The organism is Waterburya agarophytonicola KI4, from assembly GCF_020640915.1.
In the GTDB taxonomy this organism is placed as follows: Bacteria; Cyanobacteriota; Cyanobacteriia; order Cyanobacteriales; family Xenococcaceae; genus Waterburya; species Waterburya agarophytonicola.
The window spans coordinates 1-11,793 of sequence record NZ_JADWDC010000098.1 but is presented as its reverse complement, the minus strand read 5'-3'; the positions used below and the strand labels follow the sequence as shown (position 1 = coordinate 11,793).

Genomic DNA, 11,793 nt, shown 5'->3' with positions numbered 1-11,793 from the left:
AATGAGTCCCCCAAAGTTTGGAATAATTAACTCCTGTGGGTTCAAACACAGCTATATCTGGCTTGAGTTCCAAAAGTTCTTTGGACACCTAGTTATTTTGTAGCAAGTTGTGGCGGTGTAACTATTGAAACTCTTGAGAAATATATCCAAAGCCAAGATAGACCTGAGTAGGCATTCCTCCCCCTGCGTAGCAGGAGGTTTCCTGCCTAAAGACAGATGAAAATTGTCCACACTATATCTAAGGCTAAGTTCAAAGTATCTACTCCAGATGTAGCGGGTAGTGAATTAGAACTCGATTTTAACCCCATCATTGAGCAATTTTCTCTCTCAGGGAGTTTTACTTTGATTCACTGGCAAGCTCGACCCAAAGGTCATAGAGAGTTTGGTATCTATCACAGTGATAATAATAGCTATAGATGTTTGGAAAATACCCCCAAAGCTTACTATGGCAGCGTGGAATTGTTGATGCTAGACGATAGCCAAAATAATACTATTCCTAGTGCCGTAATTCTCCATCGTGGCAATTTGAGATAAATTGGGGATTCAAGCTAATCGATCTATTAATTTATTTACTCGCTCTTTTATTTCATCCCTGACACGGTGAAAAGTTTCCATCGGCTTTCCGTCAGGATCTTCCAATTCCCAATCTTCAAACACTTCTCTTACTACCCATTCAGGGGGTAAACTTGTGCCACAACCGCACATAGAAATTACTGCGTCGTAATCGTCGGCGTTAAAATCTTTCAAAGCATCGCTAGTTTGATCGGTAATATTGATACCAACCTGCAACATGACTTCTTCTGCTGTGGGATGTACTCGACTAGCTTCTAAGCCAGAAGAGGTTACTTCAATTTTTCCTTCCCCTAATGTTCTGGCAAAACCTTCTGCCATTTGCGATCTACAGGAATTACGGCGACAAACAAACATTACTTTTTTCATTTTTAATATTTCTTTTAAAAAATTATTTACTTGCAGTCTGTACTTTAGCTTTACGTTCGCTATGACGATCTGTTAGGTAGTCAACTTCATCCCTTAGTAGTAGAGTAAATTTATATAATTCTTCCATTACATCGACTACCCTGTCTTTATAACCAGAGTCTTTCATCGTTCCATCTTCGTGAAACTCTTGATAAGCCTTGGCTACAGAAGATTGATTGGGAATGGTAAACATCCGCATCCATCGCCCTAAAATCCGCAAGGTATTAACGGCGTTAAACGATTGCGAACCACCACTAACCTGCATCACGGCTAAAGTCTTTCCTTGGGTTGGTCTAACAGAACCTATACTTAAAGGTATCCAGTCGATTTGATTCTTTAATATACCCGTAACGTTGCCGTGCATTTCGGGAGAAGACCAAACCTGCCCTTCTGACCATTGACTTAACTCCCGCAATTCTTGCACTTTGGCATGGGTTTCGTCTACTTGTCCCCGCAATGGTAGTTCGTGGGGATGAAAGAATTTAACCTCTGCACCCATATCAGTGATGATTCTGGCTGCTTCTTCGGCTAAGAGACGGCTATAGGATCTTTCTCTCAAAGATCCGTACAAAAATAGTATTCTTGGCGGACGATCTAAATTAGACATAATTTCAAAATTTATTGTTACTTACAACAGCGCGGATCTAACAATGTGGCTTTTTCTGGCTGTCGGGGAAACCAATTGGCAGTGTGTTTACAGAATTCTACTAGCATCAGCATTACAGGCACTTCGATCAACACACCAACTACTGTGGCTAGGGCTGCGCCAGAGTTTAAACCGAATAAAATTACCGCTGTGGCGATCGCAACTTCAAAGTGATTGCTCGCACCAATTAAGGCTGCGGGGGCTGCATCTTCGTAATCCAGACCTAGTTTTAGGGCTGCTACATAGGTGATGAAGAAGATGAAGGTAGTTTGTAAAAATAAGGGAACGGCAATTAATAATATATGCAGCGGGTTGTTAACAATTAGTTCTCCTTTAAAAGCAAATAATAGAATTAAAGTTAATAGTAATGCTGCGATCGCAATGGGAGAAAGATATTGTAAAAATTTATCTTCAAACCACCTTCTTCCTTTGTTGTGGAAGATCCAGTAACGACTAAATATACCTGCTGCTAATGGCAAGCCGACATAAATTAAAACGGAAAGTATGATAGTCTCCCAAGGTACGGTCAGATTATTGGCAGAGAGCAACCATTTCCCTAAAGGTGCATAAAGAAACAGCATTGCTAAAGAATTAACCGCGACCATGACTAAAGTATGTCCTTGGTTACTGTAGGATAGATACCCCCACATCAACACCATCGCCGTACAGGGGGCAATTCCCAGTAAAATCGTCCCCGCAATATAAGAGTTTGCCAAAGTAACTTCTACTCCCCTGATGACTTCGGTAGAAGACAGCCAAGACTGAAATAGTCCGCCCAAAAAGAATTGAGCAAACACCACCATCGTAAAAGGCTTGATCAGCCAGTTTATGACTAGGGTTAATAATACAGGCTTAGGCGATCGCGCTGCTTTTTTGGCTTGGGAAAAGTCTATCTTGACCATGATCGGATACATCATGAAAAATAAACAAATCGCGATGGGAATGGAAACGTTATAAACGCTCATCGAATCTAAAGATTGGGCTATTCCAGGAAAGAGTTTTCCCAAAATAATTCCCCCACCTATACACAGCGCAACCCACAAAGAGAGGTATTTCTCGAAGATATTTAATTGACCCCCTGCTTGTACGGCTTGGGTATTAATAGCTGGACTTTCTGATTTCATAATTACTAAATTACTCGACTGAAAAATGTTCGAGTAATTTTAGTTTATATCAAATAATCTTGATGTATCAATTTTTTTTGATATATCAAATCTCTTACTCACAAGTTTGTGCGGGTAATATTGTTCCCAGATGTCGATATTCGGCTAAGTACTGTTCCAAAATCACAAATTGAACTAAATTGAGGCTATAGTACATCCAACGACCTTGTTGCCGAGAATTTACCAGATTTGCATCCTTAAGGTTTTTGAGATGAAAAGATAACTTAGATTGATTAACCTCCAATTGCTCGCATAATTCGCAGACACAGAGTTCTTGCGATCGCAATAATTCAATTATTTGTAGCCTCAAAGGATCGGCGAAAGCGCGAAAACCAGCACATATTTGAGTTGAATCTTGAATGCTAACTGACATCAAATTTTATTGATATATTTTATATTTATTATGTCTAATTAGTTTTACTTAATATTGACTTTTGAACTATTAATCCCAAGACTCTTGGATTTTGTTCTGTATCCTGTTATATTTTTTATATAGAAAAAAAGCTATTCATTTTTTTAAATCATAGTAATTAATCTATAATAAACTCACATTAAACAAAATTTAAAGCCGAGGTAAATATAATGACGCACTGTATATTGCTTCTTTTAGGACTGGTAATACTCTGGGTTGGCATTAAAACTGCTGATGAAGTTTATCGATTAGCTTTAACCTCGGCTGCTGTTATTCCCTTGAGTTGGGGCTATTTTACCAGCCCATTTTTATTCCAATGTCTGAGCGGGATCGTAATTTTCTGTATCTATCAGATGTATATTTCCTATAGTTGAATAAAATCTATGGCTGGATTTTTTAACATAGTTTTTATTCAACTGTCAATATTAGAACCTTAAAACATAGTAAAATTTTACCAAATAACCTTTGAAATTCCCACTATGGCAATTACTAATAAAATACATTTTAGAAACGTAAAAGGCGATATCTTCGGCGGTATTACTGCTGCGGTTATCGCCCTACCAATGGCTCTTACTTTCGGTGTCGCTTCTGGTGCGGGGGCTTCTGCGGGATTGTGGGGAGCTATTTTGGTCGGCTTTTTTGCAGCTTTGTTTGGCGGAACTCCTACCCTTATTTCAGAGCCAACAGGTCCAATGACCGTAGTTATGACAGCAGTAATTGCTAGTTTGACCGCAGCCAATCCCGAACAGGGTTTGGCGATGGCATTTACCGTCGTTATGATGGCGGGAGTTCTGCAAATTATTTTCGGGATATTAAAACTAGGCAGATACGTTACCATGATGCCCTATACGGTAGTCTCTGGCTTTATGTCTGGGATTGGGGTAATTCTAATTATCCTGCAATTAGCACCGTTTTTGGGTCAGGCTAGTCCCAAAGGTGGAGTAATTGGTACGGTACAAAATATACCAACCCTAATATCCAATGTTAATCCTATTGAAACTGTTTTAGCTGTAATCACGGTTGCGATTCTCTTTTTCTATCCTTCTAAGTTAAAGAAATTTTTGCCTCCTCAGTTACTCGCATTAATTGTTGGAACTTTAATCGCTATATTTTTCTTGGGTGATGCGGATATTCGCCGTATTGGGGAAATTTCAGTCGGCTTACCCAGCCTACAAATACCTACGTTTTCTGCCGATCAACTTCGAGTGATGTTGGTTGACGCATTAGTGTTGGGGATGTTGGGCTGTATTGATGCTCTGCTAACGTCCTTAGTTGCTGATAGTTTAACTCGTACCGAACACGACTCCAACAAAGAATTAATTGGTCAAGGTATTGGGAACTTAGTTTCTGGTTTGTTCGGCGGTATTGCTGGTGCTGGTGCAACTATGGGTACGGTAGTTAATATCCAGTCTGGCGGTAGAACTGCTGTTTCTGGTTTGACTCGCGCTTTAATTTTACTGGTAGTGGTTTTAGGCTTAAGTCAATATTTAACCGTTATTCCTAGTGCAGTTTTAGCAGGTATTGCTTTTAAAGTAGGTTTTGATATTGTTGATTGGGGTTTCCTCAAACGCGCTCACAAAATTTCGCCTAAAGCAGCAATCATTATGTATGGGGTAATTGGACTGACAGTATTTGTCGATTTAATTGTAGCTGTAGGTGTGGGGGTGTTCGTTGCTAACGTTTTAACTATCGAACGTCTTTCTAACCACCGTGCGGATCAGGTTAAAGCCGTTACTTATGACGATGAAGAGATCGAGCTTAATAGCGAAGAAAAAGAACTTCTAGAAAGAGCCAATGGTAACGTGTTGCTATTTTATCTAAGTGGCCCGATGATTTTTGGCGTAGCCAAAGCTATTTCTCGCGAACACAATCTAATTAATGATTATAAAGCCTTAGTTTTAGATTTGTCTGATGTACCAATTTTGGGAGTAACTTCTTCCTTAGCTTTAGAAAATGCGATTACCGAAGCAGTCGAAAAAGGTCGTCAAGTATTCATTGTTGGAGTTAGCGGACAAGCAGAAAAACGTCTGAGAAAAATGGGCGTAATGGCACGAATTCCTCAAGAAAATATTGTTGGAGATCGTGCTTCCGCTCTCAGACAAGCAGTAAATTATGTTGATCGCAACTTAGTAAATGTTGGTAGCGACACGATTGATTCTCAAGCAATAGCTTGATAGTGATTACTTCTTTATTGGTCATTAGTTATGCTCAAATATCAATAAAATACAAATAATTAATGACTGATAACCAAGCTGAAAATTGAATCCTAATCAAAAAATAAAATAAAATAATCATGCTCTACTCAACACCAATGTTTTTAATAGGGTTATCCCCCGATATTGTTTACCATTCTTTGTTGGCAACCGAACCAAATCCAGAAGCTGCACCGTTGGTATTGGCAGGAGTTTTAGTAAGTCTTGTCTTTATCTATTTGGCAAGCAAACTAGGAGGAGAACTTTCTCAATTAGCTAATTTACCTCCAGTACTAGGAGAATTAGTCGGCGGGGTAATCGTAGGAGTTTCCGCTTTGCACCTATTAGTTTTTCCCGAAACAGGTGCGGTGGCGGGGGATTCGGTTGTAGTAACTATCTTGCAACAAATTGCAGGTTTGAGTCCTGAAAGTAGTAGTGAGGTATTTGCTTCTTTTAGCGAAGTTGTTTCTGTCTTAGCGGAATTAGGAGTAATTATTCTCCTCTTTGAAATTGGTTTAGAATCCGATTTAAGAGAATTACAAAAAGTAGGTTCGAGGGCAGCTATAGTAGCGGTGGTAGGGGTTGTCGTTCCTTTTGTGGCTGGTACGGCAGGATTGATGCTAATCTTTGGGATGCCCACTATTCCTGCGGTGTTTGCAGGGGCTGCTTTAACTGCTACCAGTATTGGCATCACCTCTAAAGTATTATCAGAATTAGGGCAGCTTAAGTCTACCGAAGGTCAAATTATAGTCGGGGCTGCGGTAATTGATGATGTCCTTGGTATTATTGTTTTGGCAGTAGTTGCTAGTTTGGCAAAGACTGGAGAAGTGGATGTTACTAACTTAATTTATTTGATTATTAGTGCCACGGCTTTCTTATTGGGTTCGATATTTCTCGGTAAATTCTTCAATAAAAGCTTTGTAGCGATCGCTGAAAAACTACAGACTAGAGGTAATTTAGTTATTCCTGCTTTAACCTTTGCCTTCTCCATGGCATTTTTGGCTAATGTGATTCATTTAGAAGCAATTCTCGGTGCATTTGCTGCGGGCTTAGTTTTAGATGAAACAGACAAACGTAAGGAATTAGACCAACAAATTCTTCCTATCGCCGATATTTTAGTTCCCATTTTCTTTGTCTCTGTGGGTGCCAGAGTCGATCTAAGCGTCCTTAATCCCACTAGTGCTGTAAATCGTCAGGGTTTAGTTATTGCAGCGTTTTTAATTGTCGTAGCCATCATCGGTAAAGTAATTACTGGTTGGGCGGTATTTGGCAAAGAAAAAGTAAATCGTTTGGCAATTGGTATTGGCATGATTCCTCGTGGAGAAGTTGGTCTGGTATTTGCTGGTATTGGTGCAGCTAGCGGTGTTTTAGATAAGCCTTTGCAAGCAGCAATTATTATCATGGTGATTCTGACTACCTTTATTGCTCCTCCTCTACTCCGTTTTGCCTTTCAAGGAGAAGAAGAAGCCGACAAAGCAGATTTGGCTACTGCTAACAACCAATAAAATCAACAACTAGAATACTTTGGTCTAAGTTAATTAACTTAGACCATTTAACATCTCTTCAACATTTACAAGCATCAACAATTAATAATTAATAATTAATTACTAGAATTAGGAATAAAAATGTTAGAAGCATGTGTTTTTGCCACAATATTATGTGGCTTTCTTGGCATAATTTTAAAGCAAAACCTAGTGATGAAAATCATCTCGATGGACATTATGAGTACGGGAGTTATTGCCTATTACATCTTGATAGCATCCCGCAGTGGTTTGTTTACGCCAATTGTGGGCAATAAAGAGAATGTGGGTTATGCCGATCCTGTTCCCCAAGCAGTTATTTTAACGGCGATTGTGATTGGCTTTTCCATTCAGGCTTTGATGTTGGTGGGAGTGATGAAATTAGCTAAAAACAATCCTACTCTAGAAGCTAGTGCGATCGAGCAAAATAATACGCCATAATTAGTACCGCTACGCATATAAGAAATAAGAAATAAGAAATAAGTAGTCATCCTGTTGGGGTTTCAAATTAAATCAATGTTTAATCTATTAACACCTATATCTATTCTAGAAAAGCTCGACCGTAGATATATTGCACTATGACTAATGTAACGATCGCTTGGCTGATCTTACCTTTTTTAATTGGGTTTGTGGTTTATTTAGTACCTAAATTAGATCGCATTCTTGCTTTAGGAATGGCATTAGTATCTCTTGCTTATGCCGTACAAATATTTTTATTAGCATCCCCTTTAAATATTCAGCTACTAGATAGTTTTGGCGTTAGTTTGATTGTCGATCGCTTAAGCAGCTTTTTCATTTTGACTAATGCTTTAGTCACGGCAGCAGTCGTTATTTATTGCTGGCAAACGGAGAAGACAGCCTTCTTTTATATGCAGATAGCGATGCTGCATGGGAGTGTTAACGCGACTTTCATCTGTGCAGATTTTATTAGCTTGTATGTAGCCCTAGAAGTTATTAGTATTGCAGCTTTTCTTTTAATTGCTTATCCCCGTACCGATAGATCGATTTGGGTAGGGTTACGCTATTTATTTATTAGTAATGTCGCCATGCTATTTTACTTGATGGGGGCAATTTTGCTATATCAAGCCCACCATTCATTTAACTATGCAGGTTTGCGAGGTTCTCCTACCGAAGCGATCGCCTTAATCTTTCTCGGATTATTAGTTAAAGGCGGAATTTTCATTCCTGGTTTGTGGTTGCCATTAACTCACTCCGAATCAGAAACTCCTGTATCGGCAATGCTTTCAGGGGTGGTAGTCAAAGCGGGGGTTTTTCCTTTATTGCGTTGTGCCTTACTTCTAGAAGAAATAGATCCGATTGTACGATTGTTTGGAGTCTGTACTGCCCTTTTAGGAGTGGGTTTTGCGGTATTAGAAAAAGATACCAAACGAATGTTGGCGTTTCATACTATCTCCCAACTAGGTTTTGTACTTGCAGCCCCCGTAGTAGGTGGATTTTATGCCCTAACTCATGGCTTAGTTAAATCCGCACTATTTTTGATTGCTGGTGTTTTACCCAGTCGTAATTTTAAACAATTACAGCATCAACCGATCGACAGCAAGATTTGGGTGGTGTTGGTTATTGCTAGTTTTTCCATCTCTGGATTTCCTTTACTATCGGGCTTTGGGGCAAAAGTTCTCAGTAGTAAAAATTTCTTACCTTGGCAGATAATAGGGATGAATATTGCTGCCTTAGGTACAGCTATTTCCTTTGCTAAATTTATCTTTTTACCCCGCCAGAAATCGATCCTAAATCGAGATGAAATAGTCAAACAAGACGAAAAGAAAAAAATCCAGTCTGGTTTTTGGTGGGCGATGGTTATTTTACTGGGTGGCTTAGTTGGGGCTAATATTTTTTATTATCAAGCTTATACACTGCAAAATACAATTAAGCCCTTGATAACTATTATTTTAGGCTGGCTAGCATACTTTTTTATCTTTAAGAAATTGGCGATTAAACTACCCCGTAACTTTGAAAAATTCGATTCTTTAATCGGCACAATGAGCTTAATATTAATCTTACTTTTTTGGATGCTATGGGCGCAATTTCAGTTCTCAACATAGTCTTACGACTGGCAGTTTGGTTTTTATTGACTGCCGATTTTAGCTTACCTAATATTATTATTGGTATAGCGATCGCCTTTTTATTACCTGGCAATCGCAAGTCTTCTAGTACCCTAAAAGACTGGTTGCGAATTTTATGGGAAATTATTTTAGCAATTCCTCAAGCATATTTAGAAGCAATTGAAATTATATTTAGACCCCACAACGATGAAGATTTTATTAGAAAAAGGGTCAAGCCCGAACGTAGCTTAGGATTGGTATTCTTGGATATATTTCTAATTACTTTTACTCCTAAAACTATAGTTACTAAATATGATGAAGAGGGTTGGTATGAAATACACAGAGTTAAACGAAAAGTAAGTAATAAGTAATAAAATGGATTCAATTTTAATCGCGATGATTTTAGCTTTACTAATTCCCATATATGAAGCCTGGCAAGATGATAATATTTGGCAAAAAATGTTGGCATTTGCCAGTATTGCCACCAAAACTTCAATTATGATGCTGGTTATTTCCGTTTTACGGGATGATTGGTCAATTGGCGTTGTCGCAGTAATTATTCTAAGCGTTGGAGAGGCTGGATTAATGTTACTGGCACATTTAATCAAAAGGTTAAACGAAGTATGATTGATGCTCTAAGTTATGGTTTAATTATTGTCGGAATTATCTTCTGGTTTTGGGGAACATTACCCTTACTTGGTAATAGATCGGTTCTGTTTAAACTTCATAGCCTTTCTGTATCCGACACTCTCGGTTCGATGGCTATTGTTTTTGGTTTATTACTTAAAATACCTAATGAATGGTCATTATTAATCTTAGCAATTATCACTCTAGCCATTTGGAATACAGTACTAGGCTATGTATTGGCATATTGTTCTAGCAGTAATAAAAAACAATCAATAAATAATCAATGATTGACAATTATATTTATGTAATCGTGGCATTATTACCTTTGTCGGCATTAATTTTAGTATCTCAAACTAATCCTTATAATGCCTTGGTAATTCGAGCTATTCTAGGCGCAATAGCAGCTTTAGTATATTCAATTTTAGGTGGGGCAGATGTAGCTTTGACCGAAGCTTTGGTAGGAACAATGTTAGCAGTCACTTTATATGTGATTGCAGTTCGTTCTTCTTTAGTAATGCGCTTGGGAATATTGTCTAAAAATTCAGATTCAACTGAAGATTATTTTACAGAATTAATCGCTAATTTAAGAAAAGTTACTCAGAAATATTATTTGCGCTTAGAGTTAGTTGAATATCCTGATCGAGAATTATTAAAACAGGCTCTTTTAAAGCGAGAAGTTCATGGGATCTGCGAGCGTTCGGAACTTTCCAATATGGATAACAACCCTATATATCAAACAACAATTAGAGTGCATCGTCTGTTTGAAATTTTACAGACAGAGTTTACCTTTCCCGATACAGAAATTAGCTACATAACCATACCAAGCTCAGAGGACAAACACAAATGAAATGGATTTATGTTGTAGCAGGAATAGCAGTATTCATCAAAATGCTAATTATGCCCAATCCCACCGCAGAATGGTCGGAAATGGCGATCGTTGAATCTATTGTCAAAGATGCAGGAGTGTCCAATGCAGTTTCGGGGATTATTTTCCGCAACCGACTCTATGACACTATTTTTGAAGTAGTAGTGTTTACGATCGCTGTTTTGGGTGTAGGGTTTTTGTTGGCAGACGAACAACCAACTAATATAGTCTATCAATTTAGCGATCGCCCTTCGATTATTTTGGCGCGACTGGGGGCAACAATTACAGCTATCATTAGTATCGAGTTAGGCATTCGGGGACACCTTAGTCCAGGGGGCGGTTTTGCAGCGGGGGTAGCAGGAGGAACGGCGATCGGTTTGATTGCCATTACTTCTTCTTCCGAAATGATGGAAAACATCTACAAAAGATGGCATATTAGCACTTGGGAAAAGGCTTTAGTAATAGTTTTTATTCTTTTGGCTGCCATTACTTTATCTGGCTGGGCAATACCCGTAGGAGAATTAGGGACGTTATTTAGTGGAGGAATTATTCCCTTGCTGAATATATTAGTAGCCATTAAAGTGACATTAGGTTCGTGGGCAGTGATTTTACTTTTTGTGCGCTATCGAGGATTGCTATAATTACATTTTTAGATTTATATTCCTTTAGAATAAACTATTGAAAAATCTCTATTTGTAACATAATTATAATTTATAATTATTGGCTACTCAAGTCAGCGATCGCTAGTAGGATGTCTCAGTGAAAGTCTTGCTATATAAAGCCCTGAGGCGTATCGGGATGACAGGATTTGAACCTGCGACATCCTGCTCCCAAAGCAGGCGCGCTACCAAGCTGCGCTACATCCCGTTTTTCGATGGACTATTTAAGTCCTTAGATACTCTAACACAAATTATTGTGAATAGGTAACTTTAACGGGATAAAGGGCTTCAGACAATAGCAAACAGGTCATTTGTTTTTTACTTCTTGTGTCTCACATAAGTAACCAAAAAGACTTAAAATCAGCTTTCTCTCTAAAAATTGGTGTGAAATTGGTGTGCCTCACCGAAATCGCTGAAACCAATGTATATCAACAACGAAGAGAGAAAGGCAAAGATAGGTAAGATAAGCGTATCTGTATCTAGATATGATTCGATTAATATTAGATTCACGTATCCAAAAGGAAAGAGGCACGATATTAATGTCTCAACAAATACTGATGAGGGCTGGATAAATGCTCTTAGAATTGCACAAGCTATTAACGCTGATATTGAGTTAAGCTTAGACGCACCTAGTTTAGGTTATAATCAGGGAAAAAAAAGAGCGATCG

At 38.4% G+C, this 11,793-nt stretch carries 15 protein-coding genes, 1 tRNA gene and 2 pseudogenes; 13 read left to right on the top strand and 5 right to left on the bottom strand.

All coding sequences use genetic code 11. The features are described 5' to 3' along the window. Window positions 1-75 precede the first annotated feature (75 nt). Together I4641_RS24460 and I4641_RS22015 are read left to right on the top strand one after the other, a co-directional pair. Window positions 76-171: pseudogene (locus tag I4641_RS24460) on the top strand (transposase); the annotation flags it as partial. 45 nt (window positions 172-216) lie between these two features. Next, window positions 217-534, top strand: coding sequence for a hypothetical protein (locus I4641_RS22015; protein ID WP_229642739.1), 318 nt, complete (start codon window positions 217-219; stop codon window positions 532-534). A gap of 9 nt (window positions 535-543) precedes the next feature. Here I4641_RS22015 and arsC read toward each other — a convergent pair whose 3' ends face one another. The 4 genes from arsC to I4641_RS21995 all read right to left on the bottom strand — a co-directional run bounded on the left by arsC (window position 544) and on the right by I4641_RS21995 (window position 3,160). Further along, entirely contained in the window at window positions 544-939 is a 396-nt protein-coding gene (gene arsC, locus I4641_RS22010; protein WP_229642738.1) for an arsenate reductase, glutathione/glutaredoxin type, read from the bottom strand. A 22-nt stretch (window positions 940-961) separates the two neighbouring features. Beyond that, complete coding sequence (arsH, locus tag I4641_RS22005; RefSeq protein WP_229642737.1) at window positions 962-1,585, bottom strand: arsenical resistance protein ArsH; 624 nt, start codon at window positions 1,583-1,585, stop codon at window positions 962-964. Window positions 1,586-1,602: 17 nt separating this feature from the next. Further along, window positions 1,603-2,748, bottom strand: a complete 1,146-nt coding sequence (arsB, locus tag I4641_RS22000) for an ACR3 family arsenite efflux transporter (RefSeq protein ID WP_229642736.1) — start codon at window positions 2,746-2,748, stop codon at window positions 1,603-1,605. A gap of 94 nt (window positions 2,749-2,842) precedes the next feature. Then, window positions 2,843-3,160, bottom strand: coding sequence for an ArsR/SmtB family transcription factor (locus I4641_RS21995; RefSeq protein ID WP_229642735.1), 318 nt, complete (start codon window positions 3,158-3,160; stop codon window positions 2,843-2,845). Window positions 3,161-3,369: 209 nt separating this feature from the next. Here I4641_RS21995 and I4641_RS21990 point away from each other — a divergent pair, with 209 nt between their 5' ends. The 10 genes from I4641_RS21990 (at window position 3,370) to I4641_RS21945 (ending at window position 11,107) form a co-directional block, all read left to right on the top strand. After that, window positions 3,370-3,573 carry a hypothetical protein gene (locus I4641_RS21990; protein ID WP_229642734.1) on the top strand — a complete coding sequence of 68 codons (204 nt, stop codon included), beginning with the start codon at window positions 3,370-3,372 and terminating at the stop codon, window positions 3,571-3,573. A 105-nt stretch (window positions 3,574-3,678) separates the two neighbouring features. After that, complete coding sequence (gene bicA, locus I4641_RS21985; RefSeq protein WP_229642733.1) at window positions 3,679-5,373, top strand: bicarbonate transporter BicA; 1,695 nt, start codon at window positions 3,679-3,681, stop codon at window positions 5,371-5,373. Window positions 5,374-5,492: 119 nt separating this feature from the next. Continuing rightward, window positions 5,493-6,896 carry a cation:proton antiporter gene (locus I4641_RS21980; RefSeq protein WP_229642732.1) on the top strand — a complete coding sequence of 468 codons (1,404 nt, stop codon included), beginning with the start codon at window positions 5,493-5,495 and terminating at the stop codon, window positions 6,894-6,896. Window positions 6,897-7,016: 120 nt separating this feature from the next. Further along, complete coding sequence (locus I4641_RS21975; RefSeq protein WP_229642731.1) at window positions 7,017-7,352, top strand: cation:proton antiporter subunit C; 336 nt, start codon at window positions 7,017-7,019, stop codon at window positions 7,350-7,352. Between the two features lie 137 nt (window positions 7,353-7,489). Further along, window positions 7,490-8,974 (top strand): cation:proton antiporter, encoded by a 1,485-nt coding sequence (locus I4641_RS21970; protein ID WP_229642730.1) that lies wholly within the window; start codon window positions 7,490-7,492, stop codon window positions 8,972-8,974. Continuing rightward, window positions 8,947-9,345, top strand: a complete 399-nt coding sequence (locus I4641_RS21965) for a Na+/H+ antiporter subunit E (protein WP_229642729.1) — start codon at window positions 8,947-8,949, stop codon at window positions 9,343-9,345. Before I4641_RS21970 ends, I4641_RS21965 begins: the two co-directional genes overlap by 28 nt. A 4-nt stretch (window positions 9,346-9,349) precedes the next feature. After that, a complete protein-coding gene (locus I4641_RS21960; RefSeq protein WP_229642728.1) occupies window positions 9,350-9,601 on the top strand; it encodes a hypothetical protein in 252 nt (83 codons plus the stop codon). Beyond that, window positions 9,598-9,888: a monovalent cation/H(+) antiporter subunit G gene (locus I4641_RS21955; protein ID WP_229642727.1), complete on the top strand. Its 291-nt coding sequence runs from the start codon at window positions 9,598-9,600 to the stop codon at window positions 9,886-9,888. Before I4641_RS21960 ends, I4641_RS21955 begins: the two co-directional genes overlap by 4 nt. Next, entirely contained in the window at window positions 9,885-10,448 is a 564-nt protein-coding gene (locus tag I4641_RS21950; RefSeq protein ID WP_229642726.1) for a DUF4040 domain-containing protein, read from the top strand. Before I4641_RS21955 ends, I4641_RS21950 begins: the two co-directional genes overlap by 4 nt. Then, entirely contained in the window at window positions 10,445-11,107 is a 663-nt protein-coding gene (locus I4641_RS21945) for a Na(+)/H(+) antiporter subunit B (RefSeq protein ID WP_229642725.1), read from the top strand. Before I4641_RS21950 ends, I4641_RS21945 begins: the two co-directional genes overlap by 4 nt. A 152-nt stretch (window positions 11,108-11,259) precedes the next feature. Here I4641_RS21945 and I4641_RS21940 read toward each other — a convergent pair. Beyond that, window positions 11,260-11,333 (bottom strand) — tRNA-Pro (locus tag I4641_RS21940). A gap of 213 nt (window positions 11,334-11,546) precedes the next feature. Between I4641_RS21940 and I4641_RS21935 the strand changes: the two are divergent. Further along, window positions 11,547-11,793 (top strand): annotated as a pseudogene (locus I4641_RS21935) (hypothetical protein); the annotation flags it as partial.